Origin of the sequence: Prevotella sp. P6B4 (assembly GCF_000619985.1) — a bacterium.
Lineage (GTDB): Bacteria > Bacteroidota > Bacteroidia > Bacteroidales > Bacteroidaceae > Prevotella.
This window is the reverse complement of record NZ_JHVE01000004.1, coordinates 104,422-126,736: the sequence shown is the minus strand read 5'-3', so window position 1 is coordinate 126,736 and position 22,315 is coordinate 104,422. Positions and strand designations below refer to the sequence as shown.

The window sequence follows — 22,315 nt, the reverse complement described above, 5'->3', positions numbered from 1 at the left end:
TTGTGCCGCGAGCGGGACTCGAACCCGCACGACCGTTTTATGGTCAAGGGATTTTAAGTCCCTCGTGTCTACCATTCCACCATCGCGGCTCCGTTTTTGCGGTGCAAAGGTAATTTTATTTATTGGAATAGCCAAACTTTTTATGGAATCGCCAAACTTTTTATCTTTTTTTAATTCCAAACCCTTAGAATTGTACCATCAAAAGCAACTTTATAGCGATAAAGTTCTATTCCAGAGGCGCCATCGGTTACAACACCATTATTGACATTATAGGTCCGTTTGCACTTGTCGCAGTGAAGAAAAGTACCATTGTTTTGCCAAGTCAAAGGATATTTTCTGCCTCCTAACTCCTTTAAGCAGTTGGAGCATTGGCCCTCATAAGCCACTAACACATTGTCATAACTGCTTATGCCTACGATGATACAATTATTGGCACCAAATGCATAATTCCGGTTTTTCTCCGAAGCGGTCGTCAAAGAGATGTCCTCAGTAGCATTATCGGAATTGCGAATGGTTTTCAGATGGCGCACGCCCTGCTCCATTTGAGTCTCTACCTTCACAAATTGTCCGTTGGTACTTAACGTTGCCGTCAACTGACAAGGCAACGGATGTAACGACGTTTCAAACACAAAGTAACACTCATACTCGCGATAGATATTCTCTTCGCCCACACACGCCATCAGCAAGGTGCAAAGTAAGAGTGTTAATCTGCGTTTCATGCCAGCAGTTTCTTTTCAGCCTCAGTCATACGCTCAAAATTGAAGCCCTTGAGTGTCTGCTCCATCAAAGCCTGAATCTGGTCGTTGCACAGATTGCCGATGCTCCCCTCGTGGGTATGATGGATATCATGACTGGCCTTAAACTGACCTGCCTCAATATCAAGCCCCACCTTTTTATAGGCATCACGGAATGGCATGCCATTGGCTGCCAAGCGATTCACCTCCTCAACCGAGAACATCGGATCATACATGGGATTATCGAGGATATGCTCGTTAACCTCTATCTTATTAATAATGTATGCGCACATTTGCAGACAGTCCTTCAGTTCGCCAAAGGCTGGCAGGAACACCTCTTTGATAATCTGCAAGTCACGGAAATAGCCCACAGGTAGGTTGTTCATCATGAGCATAATCTGCTGGGGCAGCGACTGCAGCTTGTTGGATTTGGCACGAATGAGCTCAAACACATCAGGATTCTTTTTGTGAGGCATGATACTTGAACCAGTAGTACACTCCTTAGGCAACTTCACGAACGAGAAGTTCTGCGAGTTGAACAAGCAGGCATCGAATGCCATCTTAGCGATGGTGCCAGCGATGGTTGCGATGGCAAAGCCCACATTACGCTCCATCTTTCCGCGTCCCATCTGGGCATAAACCACATTATAATCCATCGAATCGAAACCCAACAGATTGGTAGTCATCGTACGGTTCAATGGGAACGAACTGCCATAGCCAGCGGCACTACCCAAGGGGTTGCGGTTAGTCATCTTATAGGCAGCCTGCAGGAACAGCATATCATCAGCCAAACTCTCGGCATACGCACCAAACCACAAGCCAAAGCTTGATGGCATGGCAATCTGTAGATGGGTATAACCTGGCATCAGCACATCCTTGTACTGATAGCTCTTCTGGATGAGCTCATCGAAAAGACTTTTTACCTCATCGGCAATCTCCATCAACTCATGACGCGTAAACAACTTCAAGTCTACCAGCACTTGATCGTTACGCGAGCGACCTGAGTGAATCTTCTTACCCATATCACCCAACTTACGTGTCAGCAGCATTTCAACCTGCGAGTGTACATCCTCTACATCGTCTTCAATCACAAACTCACCCCGCTCGGCCAGGTGGTAGATATTCTTTAACTCAGCCAGCAACTGGGTCAGTTCATCCTTCTCCAATAGTCCGATGCTTTCCAACATAGTAATGTGAGCCATAGAGCCCAACACGTCGTACTTTGCCAGATAGAGGTCCATCTCGCGGTCACGACCAACGGTAAAACGCTCTATCTCCTTGTTGACTTCAAAATTCTTTTCCCAGAGTTTCATCTTTCACTCTTTACTAATCACTAAACACTATTCACTCAGAACTTACACATAGTGCACTTGTGCTAGGGCATCGGCAATCTTCTCAACGCCTTCCTGCAAAGGTTTCTCTACCATGCTTTTGATAAATGGATTCAATTCGGCCTTAACCGTCACCTTCATTTTCGATGAGTTCTCATCTACAGGCAGTACCTGTACCCATACGTTGAAGGGAACGGGACTCTGAACCGTTTCGAACTTTACGCACTTAGGCTCTTCGCGATCGCAGATACGCAGTTTCAGTTCGCCCACAGGAGCCACATTAATACTCACGGTGTCGGCATCAAAACTAAATCCCTGCACCTTATCCTCTGGCACACGGTCGCGTACCTTTTCCAGATTGGTCAGATCACTGATATTGTTGTAAACAGCCTGCTGCGAGTAAGGAACCAGCTTAACACTGCTCTCAAACTTACTTTCTCCTCCAAATAATCCCATATTACTTTGAACTTTGAGGTTTGACCTTTGAACTTTAATCCTGTTTCCAGGTATCAGGACTCTTACGCCACTCGGCCAGAACGGCTTTGTCCTCTTCCTTAATATAACCAGTCTTGGCAGCCTCTTCAATTACTGCCTCATAGTTACTCAAAGTAATCAACTTTACACCAGCCTCATCAAAAGCCTTCTCTGCTACAGGGAATCCATATGTGAACGAAGCTACCATACCAATAACTTCCACACCATAGTCGCGCAATGCTTGAACAGCCTTCAGACTACTACCTCCTGTAGAGATCAGATCTTCAACCACAATTACCTTGGCGCCTTTCTTAATCTCGCCTTCTACCTGGTTTCCCATACCATGATCTTTTGGCTTTGGACGAACATAGCTATAAGGGAGTCCCAGTTCCTCGGCAACTAAGGCTCCTTGAGCAATAGCCCCTGTAGCGACACCTGCAACAGCCTCAGCTTCTGGAAAGTATTCCTGAATTGCATGACAAAGTTCCAGTTTCACAAACGAACGGAGACGAGGAAAAGACAATGTCTTGCGGTTATCGGTATAAATAGGTGATTTCCAACCTGAAGCCCATGTAAACGGGGCGTTTGGCTGTAACTTGATGGCCTCAATCTCCATCAGTTTCTGGGCAAATTGATTCTTGATATCCATAACACTATTTGATAATTTGGGTGCAAAGATACGAATAAGTGAGTGAAATGCAAAACAAATCACCATTTATTTTCCTAACTTTTTGTAAAGCAGAGCGACAGAATACTGATCTTAATGGCTTTGTTTTCAACCAATTGGTGTGAACACGCTATCATAGTTGCGCCTGTAGTCACCACATCGTCAATAATCAGAAGATGGCGAACATGAGGAGGTAACTGCTGATGGAGTTTAAACACTTGCTCAACATTCTCCTTACGATCCCAACGGCTTTTTCTTGTCTGGCTAGCATTAAAAACAGTCCTCACAACCAGATGTTCATAGACAGGCAGACCTGTTATCTCACTGACACCTTTAGCAATCTCCATACTCTGGTTATAGCCACGCGACCTAAATCGGTTTTTGGTTAGTGGCACAGGCACAATTCCATCTATACCATCAAAGAAACCAGCAAACTGAAATTCCTTTGCCATCATACGTCCCATTACCAGACCTATCTCCGGATGCCCCTTGTATTTAAGCTGATAGATGATGTTAGCCATCTCTGCATGACTTTCATAATAAAAGAATGCTGCTGCCCGTTCAATAGGCAACTGTCCCCAGAACAATTTAGCCATCTCATTCTCATAGGCATTCCGTGCGAACCCTGTCCTTGGCAAATGAAAATTACACTTATTGCAAATCACGTTCTCTGTGACAGAAAGTCTTCTGCCGCACACCACACACAAGCGTGGCGAAATCAAATCTAATAATCTATGCCAAAAACTAATCGGTTTCATCGAGTTCTTCCATATCGTCATCAACCTCTAAGCATTGACGAATGATATTAAAGTCAAATCCTCTACCCAATGCAAAGCGCACCAGTTTCTGGTTAAGCTCGTAGTCACTTTTGGCTTTGATGGTCTTGCGTTTCTGCTTTAACAATGGCACTAGTACATCGAGATAGTCGCTATCATCGATTTCGTCAAGTATCCGCTGCTGAATATCACCTGCTATATGCTTCATCCAAAGAGCCTGCATTACTTTGCGTCTCCCCCACTTGTTATACCGTATCTTGTCTTTCACAAAAGCACGGGCATAGCGCTCATTATCAATGTAGCGTTCATTGACCAATCTTGCAATAACACGATTTTGAGCATCTGGCTCCATACCCCAACGTTTCATCTTATCGCGCATTTCCTGCTCGCAGTGTTCTGCTTGGGCACATATTGCAGCTAATTGCAGATACGCATCTTGTTCAGTTCTCTCCTTGTTCATTTCTTGCTGGCTTTAATAAATCTGGCTTTGCCATATTGATCGTTGACACTCGTCACATCCACAAATCCAAGTTGCTGCAAGTTATTTACAATGGAATCAGCATAAAGCGGATTGATTTCAAAATACAACCTGCCATCAGGCCTAAGAGCAGATACGGCATAGTTCATGATATGACGATAAAACAACAACGGATCATCATCAGGTACGAAAAGAGCCATATCAGGTTCGTATCTTAAGACATTAGCTTCCATTTCGTTTGCCTCTTTCTGACATATATAAGGCGGATTACTCACAATAACATCCCATCGGCTGGCCTCTGAATTCAACGCCAACGCATCACAATGTTCAAACCTCACATCAGCTCCTAAGGACACAGCATTACCTTTGGCAATAGCAAGTGCATCGTCAGAAATATCCCAGGCCGTCACCCAAGCTTTTGGTATATCGAGCGATAAAGTTACAGCTATACAACCACTTCCCGTACCAACATCCAATATGGTATAATGCCTGTTTTCTTCTCTTTGACAATTCTCTGATATGCCACGTACTTCTTCGCCTATTATTTGGCACAATTCCGCAGTTTCCGGCCTTGGAATCAGTACTCCTGGTGCCACATGAAACTGACGACCGCAGAAGTCGGCTACACCCAGAACATATTGCACTGGTTCAGATTTTTCAAGCTTCTGCATAATTTGTTCAAGTTCTGCTTGGTCGTTTGGGGATAATTGCGTAACTTTGCCACAATAAATATCGGTCATCGATAATCCAAAACGGACATCGAGCACCCAACGGACGATGGCTTTTGCTTCGCCAGTATCATAAATACTGCTAAGTCTTTGGCAAAGTTGTTCGTAATTCATGGTGCAAAAATACAAAAAAGAAGCGAATTGTGAATAGTGAATAATAAAAATAATATGTTAGACGACGAAAAATTCATACGGCGCTGTATTCAGCTGGCCAAAAACGGGCAACAAGATGCGAAACCCAATCCTATGGTTGGAGCTGTCATTGTACACAACAACCGAATCATTGGCGAGGGCTACCACATACGCTGTGGTCAGGCTCATGCCGAAGTGAACGCCTTTGCCTCAGTAAAAGAGGAAGATGAGGTTCTACTACCCGAATCAACTATCTACGTCTCGTTGGAGCCTTGTTCGCACTATGGCAAAACGCCACCTTGCGCTGATTTGATTATTAAAAAGAGGGTTCGGCGCGTGGTAGTTGGTTGCATCGATGAATTCGCTGAAGTTCAGGGACGTGGCATCAAAAAGCTACGCGATGCAGGCATTGAGGTAAAAGTAGGTGTTCTCGAAACAGAATGTAAGCAACTGAACCGTCGATTTTTCACTTTCCATCGTGAACAAAGACCTTATATTATCCTAAAATGGGCACAGACAGCCAACGGTTTCATAGACAACCATTTCCAACCTATGCAGATTTCATCTGATTTCACCAAGATGCTTTCTCACAAACTCCGTGCTGAGGAGGATGCGATACTTATAGGGCGCGTGACCGATGAACGTGATCAACCACAATTGAACGTACGCGAATGGTATGGTCCATATCCCAAGCGATTAGTAATCGATCACACACACCCTTTGAACCTTCAGAGTCTGCATGCCCACAACATCCAGTCCCTGATTGTGGAAGGTGGAGCCATCACACTTAAATCATTTCTGGAACAGGATTTATGGGATGAGATCCGGGTAGAGACTTCCGAGCAGACTGTCAGCGATGGTACGCGCGCTCCTCAGATTCCTCCGCATGCGGTAATTTGGAAATCAGAGACATACGACAGAAACAGGATTATCATATTCCGCCGATAAGGTATATAAAAAAAACATCCCCCCGTTAATGAACGAGGGGATGTATTATACATAAGAGTACTATTACTTACTTAACAAGAGCCTGACGGGCTGCTTCAATCTTATCCTTAGCCTCTACCAGCTGCTTCTTCAGCTCATCAACGGTTGTAGCGTTAAGAACATCCAGAGGTGCGAGAGCGTCGGCTACTGGCTTAATATCTGGGTCATACTGTGCCAGACGATTCAGAGCGTCAAGAATCAGAATAACACGGAATGTACTGTTAGCTGCTGCATCATCATCAAAAGCTACCAGGAACTTATCTGCATTCTGATTGATGAGATAGAGCTGCTCAACGAGAGAAGCGGCAGCTGACTGCCAGAAGTAGTTGATACGACCATTCTCGTTCATAGCATTGTATAAAGCTTCTGTTGCCTCAGCCACGGGAGCACCTTCCTCGAAAGCCTTGAAAGAAGGATCATCAATATCAGCAGCTAACTTTGTGATAGCCTTCTCATAATCTTCAACAGGCATCTCATAAAGCTTAGCTGTAGACTTGTCTACCTGAAGGGCAGCCAACAAACGATACTTTTCTGCCAAAGTGGTAGCGTTCTCTGCTACAGATGGAGTCAGAAGATAGTCTGGCTTAACCTTCAGTTCATCAGCAGTCAGCTTAATGGTACCATCGGCCTGCAGAATTGGCAACTGCTTCAGCTTGCCAATCTCACTGGCAAGGCTGTCTACATGCATCTTGATACTTGCCTCAATCTGCTCCTGCTCAAAACTCTTAGTAGAGTCAGCTGACTCTACATTCTGTGCACTTTTGTTTCCTCCACATGCTGCGAAGGCAATTGCTGCAAATGCTACAGCGAAAATTGATAATTTCTTCATTGTTTTAATAATTTAATAATAATACTATTGTTATTGTTCACTTTTTCTAATATATCTTCCAGGCCAATCTGTAAATAGGAACAGGGCCACCACGAAACACATGAGTAACATTACACTCAAATTGAACCAAAGGGTTTTGATATGCCACGAGCCAACAATCTTCTCGCTGCTGTAGAAGGGCGCACAACCAAAATGGCTCCTTGGTGTAAGGAAAATGATACTGGTACGAGGCACAATGACATGATTGACCACATCTAACATGCGCGCATTGTCGGCACCTACAACAAACTCTTCCAAACGGATATTATAGTTATCTCGCTTGATATTAAGCACGTTTTCCCTTCCATGCTCGCGGATCAGCTCTGACATCTTACTATCGGCAGCTAATGTAGCCTTGTTGCTCCGTTTAGAGAGTTCCGTCTCTATGCTTGCCAAATACTCTTTCAACGAGGCGTACGAATAGTCCCCACTATACGATTCCTTACCGCTGACAGATGTCAGCAGAGGTAGATTGGTCTTGATGATCTCCAGATGGGTTGGGTTCACTTCCTTGCCACGTATAACTTCGTCATTCATGGTCTCCAACTGTGACTGCAACTCGTAGAGGTAGCCCATATTATAGAACTGTGTTTCGTACTTCACCTTATGCAAATCAAAAAAAGGTTTCTCGTATGCGTTATCTGTATAAGAGGTAACGGCGAGTGCCTCGTAGGCCCAGCGCGAAGGGATGATATTGCCAATAGCTGGCACGTTGCCTGTAGTGCTCTTAGGTGTCAGGTCCGAAAAACTGACCACCAGTCCACAAAGCAGTATCTGTGGAATGAGCAATAATGGAATGCTGATATAGATAGCTACCACCGAACTAAGACACTGCGAGAGCAGCAATCCTGTTAAATTCGAAAGCAAAGATGTTACAAAAAGGATAAGCCACCATATATCAAACAATCCATGCAGTCCCATGATAGAGTTACCAATCGCAATGAACAAGAACGTCTGCAATAGCGACACGACAGCCATATAAACAATCTTCGACCAGATGTAGCTACTATGCGAAAGACTAAGGAATCTCTCGCGTTTCAACAACGCACGATCCTTAATTATCTCCTCGGCGCTACCACTCATACCAATGAAAGTGGCCACGATAACAGACATGAAGAAATAGCTCACAAGATTCTTGTTGTCCATCACACTATATCCCTCAGAAGGTGCAAAACGAGTAAGCAAAGCGCAGACTACAGCAAGTAAAGGTGCCTCCAATAATGTAATACAGAGGTACTGTAAGTTGGTGATTTTTGTTCTGATATTGCGTCGGAGAAAAATCAAGAACTGTTTGAAAGCACTAGGTTTCTTCTGATCCGATGGTGGTATATTGCCATGCTTAAGAGCCTTCTGCTTTGGTCGATTTTTCAAATATAGCTCATGCCACTCCTGAGGCGACATCTTTCGTTCATCAGATACTTCACCACTACTATTAAGGGCTTTCTCATCAATGATATTCAAGACTATCTCTGGATTGACGTTACCGCAAGTAGGACATGCACTTGTAGTAGCATCAGCATAGTTAGCCGCATTCTTGAAATAGGTAATAGCGTCAATGGGATTTCCATCAAATACCGGATATCCCCCCTTATCCAAAAGCCACAAACGGTCGAAGAGTTTATAGACATCGCTGGATGGCTGGTGAATGTTTACTACAATAAGCTTACCTTTATAGGTCTGCTCTTTCAGAAGGTTAATCACCTTCTCTGTATCGGCAGAGGAGAGTCCGGACGTAGGTTCATCAAGAAATAGGACAGCCGGCTCACGGATGAGCTCCAAAGCGATATTTAGTCGTTTGCGTTGTCCGCCAGAGATATACTTGTTGATTGCAGAACCAACTTTAAGATCCTTGGCTGCATCAAGCCCAAGATCCTTCAGCGTTTTCATCACACGATTCTCAATCTCCTCCTCGCTCATCCCCTCAAAACAGAGTTTAGCAGTAAACCAAAGGTTCTGGTAAACTGTCAGCTCTTCAATCAGCAGGTCATCCTGTGGAACAAATCCTATCAGGTTTTTAACCCTGGGCTCTGTGATGCTATGCCCATTGATCGTGATAGTTCCCTCCTGAGGAACCAGTGAACCATTGAGAATAGAAAGTAATGTTGACTTACCTGTACCTGACCCTCCCATGATAGCCAAAAGCTCACCATGATGCAGAGTAAAGCTCAGGTTGTGCATACCATTATCGCTATTGGGGAAACGGAAGTTGATGTCACGTCCACAGAACTCAATTTTCGATATGACATCCTGAGTCTCATTGTTACGAGCTGTGTATTTATCTACGATAGTAGAGAAATAGATTGGTTTACCACTCTTTCCTTTGATAACACTACTTTGCAACCAAACCTGAAAGGCACCTGACAATACTGGCACATCGTTACAAAGTACTGTATCTTTACCCGTATAAGTAAAGAGTAACAAACCTAACGACGGACAGGCAAGGGTTTTAAGCTCTCCATCTGTATCATCCAGATGATGCACCATCACCTGACTATTCTCCCTATTTTCAACAAAATCCGAGAAATCCTGATATAGTTTATCCGAGATTTTAAAGATCTTCGCCATAGTCTTAAACATACCTATGGCCTGAAGCAAAACGCCGTCATCAGCACAAAACTCCATCAGTCGCAGCAGCAATAGCGACTCTTCTTTGATAGTTATTTTTCCATGGAGATTAGAACAGATGCTCTTTACCGTCTCTGTTGTATCCAAGTTATCAGATATTTCGTAAGCCCCTCGTATATCTGTATACAAATCAAGATAAGCTGTGGTATTTCTGATTCCCAAATGACGCCGCAAATAGTTTGTGAGCATGGTTTTTGCCCATACTTCATCAACCTGTTCTTCCTTGCCAAACAAAGCAAACAAGCTAAGAAAACTCGATAAGATGATGTCGGTCATCTCTCTTGGCGTTTATAATATTATAGTCTTAACTAATTAACTTAAATTGGTTGCAAATATATGAAAAAAAAAAGAGTAGCTATCAGTTCTATTAGTTAAAAAGTATTAAAGTCCCTTATTTGCGTCCGAAATCAGCAGGAACTTCACCCCATTTTTTTGTTTCCCATTTAATTATAGGGTTTCGGTAGTTGTGTGTATTAAGCCAGTTTTCAGCTCTGGCAATAATCTGAAATAGCTGTTCTGTCTGGGGAGTTCGTTCCAAAGCCGTCTTACATTTACCTTTGGAAACCCAGAGAATAGCATTATATGAATCGGAATAAATCGCCTTATTATGTAGTCCTTTCTGCCAACAAAGCGCCAAGGCATGCACAATCGCTAAGAATTCACCTATATTATTTGTCCCATGTACAGGACCATAGTGGAACACCTGATATCCCGTCTGCAAATCGATAGCCTGATATTCCATAGGACCAGGATTACCAGAGCATGCAGCATCAACCGCCCACGCATCTGCCCTCACCTCTAAAGGCAAGGGCAGAACTGTATCTTGACGGTTTGTAGGCGGATTGATGAGTTTGACCATGATTACATACGCTCAGGCACCTCAATACCCAGCAGACTCATACCATTCTTGATAATCTTGGCCACATTCTTAGCCAGCATCAGACGTACAGCCTTCTTCTGCTCATCGGGTTCGTTCAGAATGCTGTAATCGTGATAGAACTGATTGAACACCTTGGTAAGCTCATAGCAGTAGTTAGCGATACCGCTTGGCGAGTAATCCTTACCAGCCTGCTCTACAGCAGCACCAAACTCGTTCATCTTCTGAACCAGCTCTACTTCCTTCTCAGCCAGATCTACCTGAGCATTAGCAGGCTTCAAGCCCTCAGCCTCGGCCTTACGCAGGATAGAACGGATACGAGCATAGGTGTACTGGATGAAAGGACCGGTATTACCGTTGAAATCGATACTTTCCTCAGGGTTGAACAGCATGTTCTTACGTGCATCAACCTTCAGGATAAAGTACTTCAGGGCACCCATACCTACCACGCGGGCAATCTCACGGCGCTCCTCTTCGGTCATATCATCGAATTTACCCAGTTCCATCGAGGTCTTGTAGGCATCCTCAACCATCAATGCCATCAGATCGTCGGCATCAACAACCGTTCCCTCACGACTCTTCATCTTACCGTTTGGCAACTCTACCATACCGTAAGAGAAGTGTGTAAGTTCCTTACCCCACTTGAATCCAAGACGGTCAAGCAGGATAGAGAGTACCTGGAAGTGATAGTTCTGCTCGTTACCTACCACGTATATCATCTTATCAATAGGATAATCCTTGAAACGCATCTCGGCAGTACCGATGTCCTGAGTCATATAAACGCTGGTTCCATCGCTACGCAGCAACAGCTTCTGGTCGAGACCTTCATTAGTCAGGTCGGCCCATACTGAGTTGTCCTCATGGCGCTCGAAGAGTCCTTTTGCAAGTCCCTCTTCTACCTTAGCCTTACCTTTCAGATAGGTCTGGCTCTCGTAGTATATCTTATCGAACGATACACCCATCTTCTTATAGGTCTCGTCGAAACCGGCATATACCCAGTTATTCATCTTCTCCCACAAGGCGCGTACCTCAGGATCGTTGTTCTCCCATTTAACCAGCATCTCGTGAGCCTCCTTAATCAGTGGAGCCTCCTGCTTAGCCTTCTCCTCGTCCATGCCCTGGGCTACGAGTTCCTTCACCTCCTCGCGATAGTGCTTATCGAAAGCTACGTAGTAGTCGCCAATCAGGTGGTCGCCCTTCTTGCCCGATGTCTCAGGAGTCTCGCCGTTGCCGTACTTCAACCAAGCCAGCATCGACTTACAGATATGAATACCACGGTCGTTCACGATATTGGTCTTCACCACCTTGTTGCCGTTAGCCTCCATAATCTGTGCCAAGCTCCAACCCAGCAGGTTGTTACGTACATGACCAAGATGCAATGGCTTATTTGTGTTAGGTGAAGAATATTCAATCATGACAAGTGGTGACTCTTCTGTAACCTGTTTCATGCCAAAGCGCTCATCCTTATCGATAGACTCGAGCAACTGTAACCAAGCCCCATCACCTACACTCAGGTTCAGAAAGCCCTTTACTACATTAAATTTCTCTACAGCAGCACAGTTGGCAACCAGATATTCGCCAATCTCCTGTGCAGTCTGCTCAGGACTCTTCTTAGCGGCCTTTACAAAGGGGAAAACCACCAGAGTCAGGTTACCTTCAAACTCACTTCTTGTCTTCTGCAACTGCAGCATTTTCTCTGTGGCATCCATGCCATAGAGGGCCTTAACAGCCTCTCCTGCAGCTTTGCTGATTAATGCTTCAATATTCATATCTTTCGAATTTTGGGTGCAAAGATACGAATAAGCGAGCGAAAAACCAAATTTATTTGCAAAAAATGTTTTTATTCCCAACACTCTAATTCGTGTTCCAACTCAGGTATCTGACTGCGATGGAAGGTTGGCTCCTTTATACCTTGCCGTTTCTGCTTTCGATAGTCTTCGAGCAGACGGAAAGCATAACGTCCCAGTAGCACAATGGCTATCAAGTTGCAAGCCGTAAGAAAGGCCATGAAGAAATCGACAATATTCCAAACTAATTCGAAACTTGCCATTGCTCCGAAAATAACCATTACACCTGCCGAGCAGACACGATAAGTAGTCATCACCAACGAATTAGACGTTATAAAGCGGATATTAGCCTCACCATAGTAATAGTTTCCTATAATGCTTGAAAAGGCAAAGAGGAAGATGGCAATGGCAACAAACACTGGACCAGAGGCTCCTACCTCGCTTTGCAAAGCAGATTGAGTCAAGGCAATACCATTCAACTCAGGCATCTGATACAGTCCACTAATCAAGATAATAAAAGCTGTGCATGAACATACTAACAAGGTATCCGTAAACACCCCTAAAGCCTGAATCAGTCCCTGTTTCACAGGATGCGATACCGCAGCTGTTGCCGCCACGTTAGGCGCACTACCCTCGCCCGCCTCGTTCGAGAACAGACCACGTTTCACACCATTCATAATCGTAGCACCAATACCACCTCCAGCAATCTGATGGATACCAAACGCATCAGCCACAATCACCTTGAACACATGAGGAATATGCTCTATGTTCATCGCGATAATCACGATAGCCAAGACAACATAGCCAATAGCCATTACAGGAACCAATACCGCGCTGACATGAGCAATACGCTGGATACCGCCAAACACGATAAAGAGTCCCAAAGCAGCTAACACAGCACCTACCCACATAGGATTCCACCCAAAGGCCTCCTGCATGGCGCCACAGATGGTGTTAGCCTGGATGGAGTTGTTAGAGAGTCCGAACTGCAGGGTAATGAGTACCGCAAATGTAATAGCCATCCACCGCTGATGCAGACCGCGCTGGATATAATAAGCTGGACCACCGATAAACGAGTCCTTGTGTTTTTGTTTGAACAACTGTGCCAATGTAGACTCCACAAATGCCGTTGCCGAACCTATTAATGCGATAATCCACATCCAGAACACAGCACCGGGACCTCCGATAGCAATGGCCGAGGCCACACCCGCTAAGTTACCTGTTCCCACACGCGTGGCCACACTCACGGCAAAAGCCTGAAAAGAAGAAATATGCTTACGTTTGCTTTCCGGACCTTGATTTTTTACTTGTTCACCTACGGTATCCACCGCCGAATCAGTAAGCAACCTGAGCATCTCGCCCACCATACGGAACTGCACAAAGCGTGTTCTAATAGTAAACCACACGCCACAGCCTACCAGCGCGGCAATCAGCACATAGCCCCATACGGCATCATTAATCTGAGTTATAAGTTCGTTCATATGATTTAGTTTTTGCGCCAAGCATTAGTCCTCACGCTGATATTCTTTGCTAAACATTCACTATAAAGCCATGGTTCACAACTATGGATATCGCCTACATTGATAAGATCCTTGTAGGCAGGATATTCTGAGCCGCTATAGCCCTTAACCACCAGCACGTGGTGCTGAGGTGAGAGAGTAACGGTAATGGAATCGTGAAGAACGGCAGGCGTATCATCAGTACGCCAGTTTACAGGATTGATTCCCATACACGTGGCAGCAATTACAGGTTTTATATATTTCACATCCTTCACAGTATTGTAGCAGATGGTAACACCTGTATCTGCCTCACCTTGCGCAGCTTTGATATGCTTGGTCTGCAACGTATCTTCTGGTGTTACTTTATAGCCTAACACGTAGGCAGCAGCCAACTGGCTATAGGTATCATCATCGATGTGCTTCAATAGTTCAACCACAGCCATACCGCCCTGACTGAAGCCTACAATAATAAGTGGACGCGACTTGTCACGCTGAGCCTGAAAATGATCGAAAGCCCTGCAGACATCATCCATAGCCAGACGGGTACGATTTCGGATAGTATCATCATTCAGAGTCAGGAAGGCATCAATGGTTGTGTGCCGATAAAAGGGAGCATAGAAGCGATTACCAGGCGACATATATGCAGCAGCCCTTTTGATTTCCAATTCACCCATATGTTCACGATGCGTAGGGTTATACACATCGGCATAATGACAAAGGCGCCCATCTTCTGTTGTCCAGTCCTCCTCCCAAGTGGATACGACATAAAAGATATCGGCACCTGCGCCGATGCTGTCACTATTAACAGTCACCCACATCGTAGCATCGTTATAATCAGGAGCCTTAGGGATAAAAACCTCCTTCCCGCTCTTACAAGATACGCCCCAAATGATCAGACCAGTAATCAGTAACCAGATTTTTGTTAGTTTCATTATTGTAGTGGTGTTAATGGATAGACAATGTTCACAATGAAGATATTGGCTGCAAGGATAATCAAGTTCATCAACAAACCAATACGCATGAAATCGCTGAATCGGTAGCCACCCGGACCATACACCAGCATGTGTGTAGGCGATCCGATAGGTGTGGCAAAGCTACTGCTCACGCTTACCATCAGGGCTATCAGGAATGGGTATGGCTCATAGCCCAGCTTCTCGGCAGCCTCGTACATGATGGGGAAGAACATGGCACCTGCAGCCGTGTTAGAGATGAACTCCGTGATAAAAGTGCCCACAAAGCAGATGGCTGTCATCACCACTATCGGGTTGGTACCACACACATCCAGAATACCCATGGCCAGGCGCTCGGCAATACCCGTTTTCTGGATAGCCAGTCCCAGCACCACGCTACCGGCAAACACCATCAGAATGTCCCAGTTAATGGCACGCATGGCCTGATCGGGGGTACAGCAATGCAGTATCATCATGGCAGCGGCGGCAATAAAGGCACAATGCAGCAGCGGCATAACGCCTAAGGCCGATACGGTAACCATCGCTATCATGACAAGCGCCGATATCAGCGTTTTGCTACCCACGTTAATCACCTCGTCGCCAACCTGCAAGCCGCGTTCCTGAGCCAACTGCAGTATATCCTTAATCTGTCCGGCGTATGTCAGATGGTCGCCTCCCATTACAAACTCGTCCTTGCTCAGCGCCACAGGCACATTATCAAAGTGGCGGATCCTGATCAGTCGGCCACCCTTCACGCCGTACAAACCAGCATAGTCTAATGTCTCGCCAATAAACTTGTTGTTTGATGGCACCAGCAGCTCTACGGTATATTCGGCAGTATCCTCAAAGTCCGATTCGGGTGCTTTCCTATCGGGTAGCAGCTTGCGCATGGCAATAATGCTCAGCACACCTACAAGCAAACAGAACAAGCCTGGTATCGTGGTAGCCAACACGTTCATAGCGCTGCCAGTCTTATCGGCATAAAGTCCGCTGATAATCAGGTTTGGTGGTGTACCAATCAGCGTACACACACCACCCATGCCCGAGGCGTAGCTCAGGGGAATGAGCAGCTTTGAGGGCGCGATGCCCAACTTTTTCGACCATATCTTCACGATGCCCACAAACATGGCCACCACCGTGGTATTGCTTAGAAACGAACTCAGTCCGGCCACTGGCAGCATCAGTCGTACCACGGCCTTGCCGTAGCTGTTAGGCTGTCCTAATAGATTCTTAACTATCCATTGTAGCACGCCGGTATAGGTAAGACCGGCTACTACTACGAACAACACACCGATAACCACTACCGACGAAGAACTAAAGCCCGAAAACGCCTCTTTAGCGTCGAGCACGCCTGTTACAAGAAGTATGGCTATAGCAGCCAAGAATACCACATCAGAACGCAGTTTGGTTAGTAGCAGAGTAGTAAACATACCCAGCACTGTAATAATAGTAATCCAAGCTTGGAGGTTAAAACCCCACAACAATTCTGTTTCCATGATTAGTCAGATATGTTTAACAATATGCGGACAAAGGTACGTTTTTTCACCGAAAAGTGCAAGCATATATTGCTTTTTTTTGCTAATTATGAGAAAATAGTTGTATCTTTGCACCCACAAAAATACTTGATATGAAGCGATTCCTACCTCATCTTATAGCATTTGTAGTGGTGGCCATCTGGGGCGTCACGTTTGTGTGCACAAAGCTATTGTTGCTGGGCGGACTAACTGCTGCCCAGATATTCATTCTGCGATTTATCATCGCCTACTTGCTATTGTTAGGCTACAGCCTGTCAAAGGGTATCCATTGGCTCAGCAACAGTTGGCGCGACGAACTCAACATGATGGCATTAGGTGTATTTGGCGGATCGCTCTACTTCCTGACCGAGAATAGCGCCATGAACTACACCACAACCACCAATACCAGCATCATCGTGAGTCTGTGCCCGCTGTTTGCATCTGCCATTATCGGCGGTTTCTATAAAACCGAGCGCCTTAATCGCTGGCAATCTTTTGGCACCGTTATGGCAGCATTGGGTGTTATCATGGTGGTGATGAACGGTCATTTTGTGCTCCACCTCTCGCCTTTGGGCGATATGCTGGCCCTTGGTGCCTGCATGAGCTGGGCGTTCTACAGCTTGCTGATTATCCCCGTCAGCAAACGTTACACCACGGTGTTCATTACCCGCAAGGTGTTCTTTTACGGTCTGCTATCCATGATACCATATATCATCCTGCATCCCGACCTCAACATCCAGGTGATCATCAACAAGCCCCTGTTGTTAGGCAATCTGCTGTTCTTAGGTTGTGTAGCCTCCATGCTCTGTTACGTGGCATGGAACTGGGCACTTAAGCGTTTAGGCGCTGTGGTGGCCACCAACTACGTGTATCTTAATCCCGTTACCACCATCGTGTTTGCCTGGATGGTTCTTAACGAGCAAATCACCACTTGGTTCATCATCGGCACCGCACTTATTCTGTACGGCATGTATCTGGTAAACACCAAGCGCCCCAAGCTATCGGCTTAGTATCTGCTCGGCGTGCTCCTTGGTTTTCACCTGCTTGCCGGCAAATATCTGCTCTATCACGCCCTCCTCGTTGATAATAAAGGTGGTGCGTATGGTACCCTCGGTTTTCTTGCCGTACATCACCTTCTCGCCCCAGGCACCCATCGCCTGCAGCAGCTCCTTGTCCACATCCGCTATCAGCGGGAAAGGCAGTTCGTGCTTCTCCTTGAATTTTACGTGCGATGCAGCCGAGTCCTTACTCACGCCCACCACCTCGTAGCCAGCCCCTTGCAGCTCGTTGTAATGGTCGCGCAGACTGCAAGCCTCAGCCGTACAGCCGCTGGTATTATCCTTCGGATAGAAATACAGCACCAACTTTCGTCCACGATAATCACTCAAACGGATATCCCGTCCCTGTTCATCCTTGCCCAGAATCTCGGGCGCCTTGTCACCAATGTTCATAATTATAATGTTTTAGATCGTTGCTGCAAAGATACACAATTTTGTTTGATTGTTGAATAAATTTTTGGTTCTTTAAAATAAAAAGATTATCTTTGCAGAAAATTTCAATTGCAAAGTTTGGGATGTACATTGCAAAGTCTGGAATGCAAGTTGCGAAGTTTGGAATATAGATTTCAAAGTGTGAAACGAAAAAGTAAAGAATAGTATGGCAAATTACGTAATCAAGGAAATGCCCGAGGGTATGGGCAACGGCAAAAAAGGAAGAATCTTCCCCAAGATGCAGGTCTATACGGAGTTCGACTACGAAAAGGTGGTAGAACTCATTCACACCAACTCGCCAGCTTTCAGCCAGGCGACGATTCGTGGCGTACTCGACACATTAGGAGTTGTCATGAAGGACTATCTTCCAATGGGGCACACGATGAAAATCGACAATCTGGGCGTCTTCTCGCTCGCCCTCGAATTTGCCGATGAAAAGGCAGAAACAGGCACCCAGCAGAATGCATCGGAGCCAAAGACTAAGTATCGCCACGTGAAAGTGAAGGGTGTGAATTTCAAGGTAGACAAGAAGCTGATTAAGGCCATCAACAAGGAGAACTCCTTCGAACGCATCGCCAGCAATCCATCGCCCCGTTCTCCCTATTCCCTCGAAGAGCGCCAGCAACGCGCCCTGCAGCATATCGACAAGCACGGTTTCATCACCCTCCAGGAATACGCCAACCTCAGCCGCCTCAGCTACAGCACAGCCTCCAGAGAACTCTCCAGACTTGTTGCCGATCCCAATTCTGGCATCAAAGCCAAAGGCGCCGGCTCGCACAAAGTCTGGGTGAGAAATATATAGAGCTAAAGAAAAGAATAGCGTCGCAGAGAAGAAATCTGCGGCGCTATTACTATATAAGGTGTAATCCTTGAACAGTTAGCTCGACCTTATCTCATTAGAGGCACGTCAGCCTATATACGTTAATATAACATTGGCAGCCTCCTCCTCGGTTTTGCCATCCATTCTGATAACCAGATCGTAGTTACGGGTGTCGTAGCGCGAGGTGTGGGCGTTGTTTCGCATATACTCCTCTCGCGTCTCGTCAACCATCTCGATAGCCTTCTTGGCCTCCTTCTCGCTAAGTCCCTGCTTAGCCATGACACGCTGCACGCGATGCTCCATAGAGGCCTGGATGAGAATGCTGAGATGATTGGGATTCTCGTTCATAGCGAAGAAAGCCGAACGACCAGCGATGACACACGACTCCTCGCTTGCAATGTTTTGCAAGATCTCTCTTTCGGCCTTTAACACGGCCTCGGAGGTTATATAGCGATTATTTTCCTCGTCGTAATACTCAGCGGAGTTGGCAGCTCCTTCGCCAAGAGCCAGCACACGCTTAATCTCTTCCCACCAGCTTCGGTTGTTACCTTTCAGCTTTTCTATCTCAGTATGCGTGATGGCGAATTTCTCTTCCAAAGCCTTGGTAAGCACCTTGTCGTAGTATGGCACGCCCAGCTTTTCAGCTAATATGCGCCCAACGGTACGACCGCCGCTACCCAACTCGCGATTGATAGTGATTACAAATTTCTCGTTTTTTTTCATAATATCTATAGTTTTATTCCATAATATAAAAGAGGTAGTGGGGATTTCACAATCGCCCACTACCTAATAATAGAGTATTTTAGTCGGCAAGCTTTGCCTTAATCATCTCGCGGTTCAGGCGAGCGATGTTAGCAATGGTCTCGTTCTTAGGACAAACAGCCTCGCAGGCGCGGGTGTTAGTACAGTTACCGAAACCAAGCTCGTCCATCTTAGCAATCATGTTCTTCACACGACGGGCAGCCTCTACACGGCCCTGTGGGAGCAGTGCCAGCTGGCTAACCTTAGATGATACGAACAGCATAGCAGAACCATTCTTACAAGCTGCTACACAAGCGCCACAGCCAATGCAAGATGCGCAGTCCATAGCCTCGTCGGCATCCTCCTTAGGAATCAGGATAGCGTTGGCATCCTGAGCCTGACCAGTACGGATAGTGGTGTAACCGCCAGCCTGGATAATCTTATCGAAGGCGTTACGATCAACCATACAGTCCTTAATTACGGGGAAGGCAGCCGAGCGCCAAGGCTCTACAGTAATTACGTCGCCATCGTTGAAACGGCGCATGTAGAGCTGACAGGTGGTAGCACCACGCTCGGTGAGTCCGTGAGGAGTTCCGTTGATATAGAGCGAGCACATACCGCAGATACCCTCGCGGCAGTCGTGATCGAATACGAAGGGCTCCTTGCCTTCGTTGATGAGCTCCTCGTTCAGGATATCGAGCATCTCGAGGAACGAGGTATCATCGGGAATATCGTGCATCTCGTGGGTGTCGAAATGTCCCTGGTCCTTGGGGCCGTTCTGGCGCCAGAACTTGATTGTGAATGAAATATTTCTTGCCATAATTACAATTCCTTACTTAGTTCTTATAGTTACGTGTCTGTACCTTGATTGCCTCGTACTCCAGTGGCTCCTTAATGAGCTCAGGCTCGTTGCCCTTGCCTTTGTACTCCCAGCAGCCTACATAGAAGTAGTTCTCGTCGTCGCGCTTAGCCTCGCCTTCCTCGGTCTGATACTCCTCGCGGAAGTGACCACCGCAAGACTCGTTACGAGAGAGAGCGTCGAAAGCTACAAGCTGACCCATGGTGAAGAAGTCGCGCAGGTGGATAGCCTTGTCGAGCTCGATGTTCAAGCCCTCCTTGGTGCCAGGAACGAACAGGTTAGAGTCGAACTCCTTCTCAAGCTCGTGCATCTTCTTCAGACCTTCCTTCAGGCCCTCAGCGGTGCGACCCATACCTACATACTCCCACATGATGTGACCCAGCTCCTTGTGGATAGAGTCAACAGAGCGCTTACCCTTGATGTTCAACAGGCGATCCTGCTCGGCATCAACCTTCTTCTCAGCCTCCTCGAACTCAGGCAGATCGGTAGAAACCTTTGGCCATACAGCCTGATCAGCCAGATAGTTCTGGATAGTGTAAGGCAGAACGAAGTAACCATCGGCCAGACCCTGCATCAGAGCCGAAGCACCCAGACGGTTAGCACCGTGGTCAGAGAAGTTACACTCACCAATAGCGAACAGACCAGGAATAGAAGTCTGCAGCTCGTAGTCAACCCAGATACCACCCATGGTGTAGTGGATAGCAGGATAAATCATCATTGGCTTGTAGTACTTAACACCGTTGATCTCGTTAGCTACATCGCCAGGGAATACGTCGGTAATCTCCTCGTACATCTCGAACAGGTTACCATAACGCTGCATAATGATATCGATACCCAGACGGTTGATTGACTCAGAGAAATCGAGGAACACAGCCAGACCAGTGTTGTTAACACCAAAGCCCTTATCGCAACGCTCCTTAGCTGCACGGCTGGCAACGTCGCGTGGTACGAGGTTTCCGAATGCAGGATAACGGCGCTCCAGATAGTAGTCACGATCCTCCTCAGGAATCTCCCAACCCTGCTTGGTTCCTGCCTGAAGAGCCTTAGCATCCTCGAGCTTCTTTGGAACCCAGATACGACCATCGTTACGCAGCGACTCTGACATCAGAGTAAGCTTTGACTGCTTGTCGCCGTGAACGGGGATACATGTTGGGTGAATCTGAACGTATGATGGATTTGCAAAGTAAGCACCCTTGCGATAGCACTGAACAGCAGCGGTACAGTTACAACCCATAGCGTTGGTAGAGAGGAAGTAAGTGTTACCGTAACCACCAGTAGCGATAACTACAGCATTAGCTGAGAAACGCTCCAGCTTACCAGTAACCAGGTTCTTAGCGATGATACCACGAGCGCGGCCATCAACGATTACTACATCCTCCATCTCGTAACGAGTATAGAGCTTAACTTTACCAGCGTTAACCTGGCAGCTCAGTGAGCTGTAAGCACCAAGCAGCAGCTGCTGACCGGTCTGGCCCTTAGCGTAGAATGTACGGCTTACCTGAGCACCACCGAACGAACGGTTAGCCAGCATACCACCGTACTCACGAGCGAAAGGAACGCCCTGAGCAACGCACTGGTCGATAATATTATTTGAAACCTCAGCCAAACGATAAACGTTAGCTTCGCGGGCACGATAGTCGCCACCCTTTACTGTATCATAGAACAAACGGTAGATAGAGTCACCATCGTTCTGGTAGCACTTAGCGGCGTTGATACCACCCTGAGCTGCGATAGAGTGAGCACGACGTGGAGAATCCTGAATACACAGGTTGATAACGTTGAAGCCCATCTCGCCAAGCGAAGCAGCTGCAGAAGCACCAGCCAAACCGGTACCTACTACGATAACATCGAGCTTCAGCTTATTCTTTGGGTTAACCAAACGCTGGTGAGCCTTATATTCCTTCCATTTCTCAGGCACTGGTCCTGCGGGAATCTTAGAATCAATTACTTTTGCCATAATCTTTCGTAAAGTTTAAAA

21 protein-coding genes and 1 tRNA gene are annotated in these 22,315 nt (G+C 46.3%); 3 read left to right on the top strand and 19 right to left on the bottom strand.

Translation table 11 applies throughout. The annotated features are described in order from the left end of the window. Nucleotides 1–3 precede the first annotated feature (3 nt). The 8 genes from T491_RS0103935 to prmC all read right to left on the bottom strand — a co-directional run bounded on the left by T491_RS0103935 (nucleotide 4) and on the right by prmC (nucleotide 5,302). A tRNA-Leu gene (locus T491_RS0103935) sits at nucleotides 4–89 on the bottom strand. 81 nt (nucleotides 90–170) lie between these two features. Next, nucleotides 171–719, bottom strand: a complete 549-nt coding sequence (locus tag T491_RS16920) for a hypothetical protein (protein WP_155950015.1) — start codon at nucleotides 717–719, stop codon at nucleotides 171–173. After that, nucleotides 716–2,047, bottom strand: coding sequence for an argininosuccinate lyase (gene argH, locus T491_RS0103925; protein WP_028902729.1), 1,332 nt, complete (start codon nucleotides 2,045–2,047; stop codon nucleotides 716–718). The genes T491_RS16920 and argH overlap by 4 nt, the downstream gene beginning before the upstream one ends. Before the next feature lie 42 nt (nucleotides 2,048–2,089). Beyond that, a complete protein-coding gene (locus tag T491_RS0103920) occupies nucleotides 2,090–2,521 on the bottom strand; it encodes a polyketide cyclase (protein ID WP_033147425.1) in 432 nt (143 codons plus the stop codon). A gap of 34 nt (nucleotides 2,522–2,555) precedes the next feature. Beyond that, the gene (gene pyrE, locus T491_RS0103915) at nucleotides 2,556–3,188 is read right to left on the bottom strand and encodes an orotate phosphoribosyltransferase (RefSeq protein ID WP_028902727.1); all 633 of its coding nucleotides are present in this window, start codon (nucleotides 3,186–3,188) and stop codon (nucleotides 2,556–2,558) included. 74 nt (nucleotides 3,189–3,262) lie between these two features. After that, nucleotides 3,263–3,802, bottom strand: a complete 540-nt coding sequence (locus tag T491_RS0103910; RefSeq protein ID WP_369699737.1) for a ComF family protein — start codon at nucleotides 3,800–3,802, stop codon at nucleotides 3,263–3,265. A gap of 148 nt (nucleotides 3,803–3,950) precedes the next feature. Continuing rightward, nucleotides 3,951–4,442 carry a regulatory protein RecX gene (locus T491_RS0103905; protein ID WP_028902725.1) on the bottom strand — a complete coding sequence of 164 codons (492 nt, stop codon included), beginning with the start codon at nucleotides 4,440–4,442 and terminating at the stop codon, nucleotides 3,951–3,953. Beyond that, nucleotides 4,439–5,302: a peptide chain release factor N(5)-glutamine methyltransferase gene (gene prmC / locus T491_RS0103900; protein ID WP_028902724.1), complete on the bottom strand. Its 864-nt coding sequence runs from the start codon at nucleotides 5,300–5,302 to the stop codon at nucleotides 4,439–4,441. The genes T491_RS0103905 and prmC overlap by 4 nt, the downstream gene beginning before the upstream one ends. A gap of 54 nt (nucleotides 5,303–5,356) precedes the next feature. Between prmC and ribD the strand changes: the two genes are divergently transcribed. Beyond that, the gene (gene ribD, locus T491_RS0103895; RefSeq protein WP_036915239.1) at nucleotides 5,357–6,268 is read left to right on the top strand and encodes a bifunctional diaminohydroxyphosphoribosylaminopyrimidine deaminase/5-amino-6-(5-phosphoribosylamino)uracil reductase RibD; all 912 of its coding nucleotides are present in this window, start codon (nucleotides 5,357–5,359) and stop codon (nucleotides 6,266–6,268) included. Nucleotides 6,269–6,335: 67 nt separating this feature from the next. Here ribD and T491_RS0103890 read toward each other — a convergent pair whose 3' ends face one another. The 7 genes from T491_RS0103890 to T491_RS0103860 all read right to left on the bottom strand — a co-directional run bounded on the left by T491_RS0103890 (nucleotide 6,336) and on the right by T491_RS0103860 (nucleotide 16,409). Then, nucleotides 6,336–7,136 (bottom strand): hypothetical protein, encoded by an 801-nt coding sequence (locus T491_RS0103890; RefSeq protein ID WP_028902722.1) that lies wholly within the window; start codon nucleotides 7,134–7,136, stop codon nucleotides 6,336–6,338. 30 nt (nucleotides 7,137–7,166) lie between these two features. Continuing rightward, the gene (locus T491_RS0103885) at nucleotides 7,167–10,076 is read right to left on the bottom strand and encodes an ATP-binding cassette domain-containing protein (RefSeq protein ID WP_028902721.1); all 2,910 of its coding nucleotides are present in this window, start codon (nucleotides 10,074–10,076) and stop codon (nucleotides 7,167–7,169) included. A 115-nt stretch (nucleotides 10,077–10,191) separates the two neighbouring features. Next, nucleotides 10,192–10,659: a reverse transcriptase-like protein gene (locus T491_RS0103880; protein WP_028902720.1), complete on the bottom strand. Its 468-nt coding sequence runs from the start codon at nucleotides 10,657–10,659 to the stop codon at nucleotides 10,192–10,194. Between the two features lie 2 nt (nucleotides 10,660–10,661). Beyond that, nucleotides 10,662–12,446, bottom strand: a complete 1,785-nt coding sequence (gene argS / locus T491_RS0103875) for an arginine--tRNA ligase (protein WP_028902719.1) — start codon at nucleotides 12,444–12,446, stop codon at nucleotides 10,662–10,664. Nucleotides 12,447–12,517: 71 nt separating this feature from the next. Beyond that, on the bottom strand, nucleotides 12,518–13,945 hold the full coding sequence (locus tag T491_RS0103870) for a sodium:alanine symporter family protein (RefSeq protein WP_028902718.1): 1,428 nt from the start codon (nucleotides 13,943–13,945) through the stop codon (nucleotides 12,518–12,520). Nucleotides 13,946–13,950: 5 nt separating this feature from the next. After that, nucleotides 13,951–14,895 (bottom strand): DUF3089 domain-containing protein, encoded by a 945-nt coding sequence (locus T491_RS0103865; protein ID WP_036915237.1) that lies wholly within the window; start codon nucleotides 14,893–14,895, stop codon nucleotides 13,951–13,953. Continuing rightward, on the bottom strand, nucleotides 14,895–16,409 hold the full coding sequence (locus T491_RS0103860) for an SLC13 family permease (RefSeq protein WP_028902716.1): 1,515 nt from the start codon (nucleotides 16,407–16,409) through the stop codon (nucleotides 14,895–14,897). The genes T491_RS0103865 and T491_RS0103860 overlap by 1 nt, the downstream gene beginning before the upstream one ends. Before the next feature lie 131 nt (nucleotides 16,410–16,540). Here T491_RS0103860 and T491_RS0103855 point away from each other — a divergent pair, with 131 nt between their 5' ends. Further along, complete coding sequence (locus T491_RS0103855; RefSeq protein ID WP_028902715.1) at nucleotides 16,541–17,437, top strand: DMT family transporter; 897 nt, start codon at nucleotides 16,541–16,543, stop codon at nucleotides 17,435–17,437. On the opposite strand, the gene bcp is transcribed toward T491_RS0103855, so the two are convergent. Beyond that, entirely contained in the window at nucleotides 17,426–17,878 is a 453-nt protein-coding gene (gene bcp, locus T491_RS0103850; protein WP_028902714.1) for a thioredoxin-dependent thiol peroxidase, read from the bottom strand. The two genes, T491_RS0103855 and bcp, sit on opposite strands and share 12 nt — an antisense overlap. 205 nt (nucleotides 17,879–18,083) lie before the next feature. Here bcp and T491_RS17840 point away from each other — a divergent pair, with 205 nt between their 5' ends. Beyond that, entirely contained in the window at nucleotides 18,084–18,719 is a 636-nt protein-coding gene (locus T491_RS17840; protein WP_197018789.1) for a hypothetical protein, read from the top strand. 105 nt (nucleotides 18,720–18,824) lie between these two features. On the opposite strand, the gene T491_RS0103835 is transcribed toward T491_RS17840, so the two are convergent. The 3 genes from T491_RS0103835 to T491_RS0103825 all read right to left on the bottom strand — a co-directional run bounded on the left by T491_RS0103835 (nucleotide 18,825) and on the right by T491_RS0103825 (nucleotide 22,294). Continuing rightward, nucleotides 18,825–19,460: an AAA family ATPase gene (locus tag T491_RS0103835; RefSeq protein ID WP_028902712.1), complete on the bottom strand. Its 636-nt coding sequence runs from the start codon at nucleotides 19,458–19,460 to the stop codon at nucleotides 18,825–18,827. A 79-nt stretch (nucleotides 19,461–19,539) separates the two neighbouring features. Beyond that, nucleotides 19,540–20,298 (bottom strand): succinate dehydrogenase/fumarate reductase iron-sulfur subunit, encoded by a 759-nt coding sequence (locus T491_RS0103830; protein WP_028902711.1) that lies wholly within the window; start codon nucleotides 20,296–20,298, stop codon nucleotides 19,540–19,542. Between the two features lie 16 nt (nucleotides 20,299–20,314). Further along, the gene (locus tag T491_RS0103825; protein WP_028902710.1) at nucleotides 20,315–22,294 is read right to left on the bottom strand and encodes a fumarate reductase/succinate dehydrogenase flavoprotein subunit; all 1,980 of its coding nucleotides are present in this window, start codon (nucleotides 22,292–22,294) and stop codon (nucleotides 20,315–20,317) included. Nucleotides 22,295–22,315 lie beyond the last annotated feature (21 nt).

Excerpts from the sequence above, each read along its gene's own strand:
- T491_RS0103830 (WP_028902711.1), bottom strand. The coding sequence starts at position 20,298 with ATGGCAAGAAATATTTCATTCACAATCAAGTTCTGGCGCCAGAACGGC.
- T491_RS0103890 (WP_028902722.1), bottom strand. The coding sequence starts at position 7,136 with ATGAAGAAATTATCAATTTTCGCTGTAGCATTTGCAGCAATTGCCTTC.
- ribD (WP_036915239.1), top strand. The coding sequence starts at position 5,357 with ATGTTAGACGACGAAAAATTCATACGGCGCTGTATTCAGCTGGCCAAA.
- T491_RS0103835 (WP_028902712.1), bottom strand. The coding sequence starts at position 19,460 with ATGAAAAAAAACGAGAAATTTGTAATCACTATCAATCGCGAGTTGGGT.
- T491_RS0103865 (WP_036915237.1), bottom strand. The coding sequence starts at position 14,895 with ATGAAACTAACAAAAATCTGGTTACTGATTACTGGTCTGATCATTTGG.
- argH (WP_028902729.1), bottom strand. The coding sequence starts at position 2,047 with ATGAAACTCTGGGAAAAGAATTTTGAAGTCAACAAGGAGATAGAGCGT.
- T491_RS0103885 (WP_028902721.1), bottom strand. The coding sequence starts at position 10,076 with ATGACCGACATCATCTTATCGAGTTTTCTTAGCTTGTTTGCTTTGTTT.
- T491_RS0103860 (WP_028902716.1), bottom strand. The coding sequence starts at position 16,409 with ATGGAAACAGAATTGTTGTGGGGTTTTAACCTCCAAGCTTGGATTACT.
- T491_RS17840 (WP_197018789.1), top strand. The coding sequence starts at position 18,084 with ATGGCAAATTACGTAATCAAGGAAATGCCCGAGGGTATGGGCAACGGC.
- T491_RS0103880 (WP_028902720.1), bottom strand. The coding sequence starts at position 10,659 with ATGGTCAAACTCATCAATCCGCCTACAAACCGTCAAGATACAGTTCTG.
- T491_RS16920 (WP_155950015.1), bottom strand. The coding sequence starts at position 719 with ATGAAACGCAGATTAACACTCTTACTTTGCACCTTGCTGATGGCGTGT.
- pyrE (WP_028902727.1), bottom strand. The coding sequence starts at position 3,188 with ATGGATATCAAGAATCAATTTGCCCAGAAACTGATGGAGATTGAGGCC.
- T491_RS0103855 (WP_028902715.1), top strand. The coding sequence starts at position 16,541 with ATGAAGCGATTCCTACCTCATCTTATAGCATTTGTAGTGGTGGCCATC.
- bcp (WP_028902714.1), bottom strand. The coding sequence starts at position 17,878 with ATGAACATTGGTGACAAGGCGCCCGAGATTCTGGGCAAGGATGAACAG.
- prmC (WP_028902724.1), bottom strand. The coding sequence starts at position 5,302 with ATGAATTACGAACAACTTTGCCAAAGACTTAGCAGTATTTATGATACT.
- T491_RS0103870 (WP_028902718.1), bottom strand. The coding sequence starts at position 13,945 with ATGAACGAACTTATAACTCAGATTAATGATGCCGTATGGGGCTATGTG.
- T491_RS0103920 (WP_033147425.1), bottom strand. The coding sequence starts at position 2,521 with ATGGGATTATTTGGAGGAGAAAGTAAGTTTGAGAGCAGTGTTAAGCTG.
- T491_RS0103825 (WP_028902710.1), bottom strand. The coding sequence starts at position 22,294 with ATGGCAAAAGTAATTGATTCTAAGATTCCCGCAGGACCAGTGCCTGAG.
- T491_RS0103910 (WP_369699737.1), bottom strand. The coding sequence starts at position 3,802 with ATGGCTAAATTGTTCTGGGGACAGTTGCCTATTGAACGGGCAGCAGCA.
- T491_RS0103905 (WP_028902725.1), bottom strand. The coding sequence starts at position 4,442 with ATGAACAAGGAGAGAACTGAACAAGATGCGTATCTGCAATTAGCTGCA.
- argS (WP_028902719.1), bottom strand. The coding sequence starts at position 12,446 with ATGAATATTGAAGCATTAATCAGCAAAGCTGCAGGAGAGGCTGTTAAG.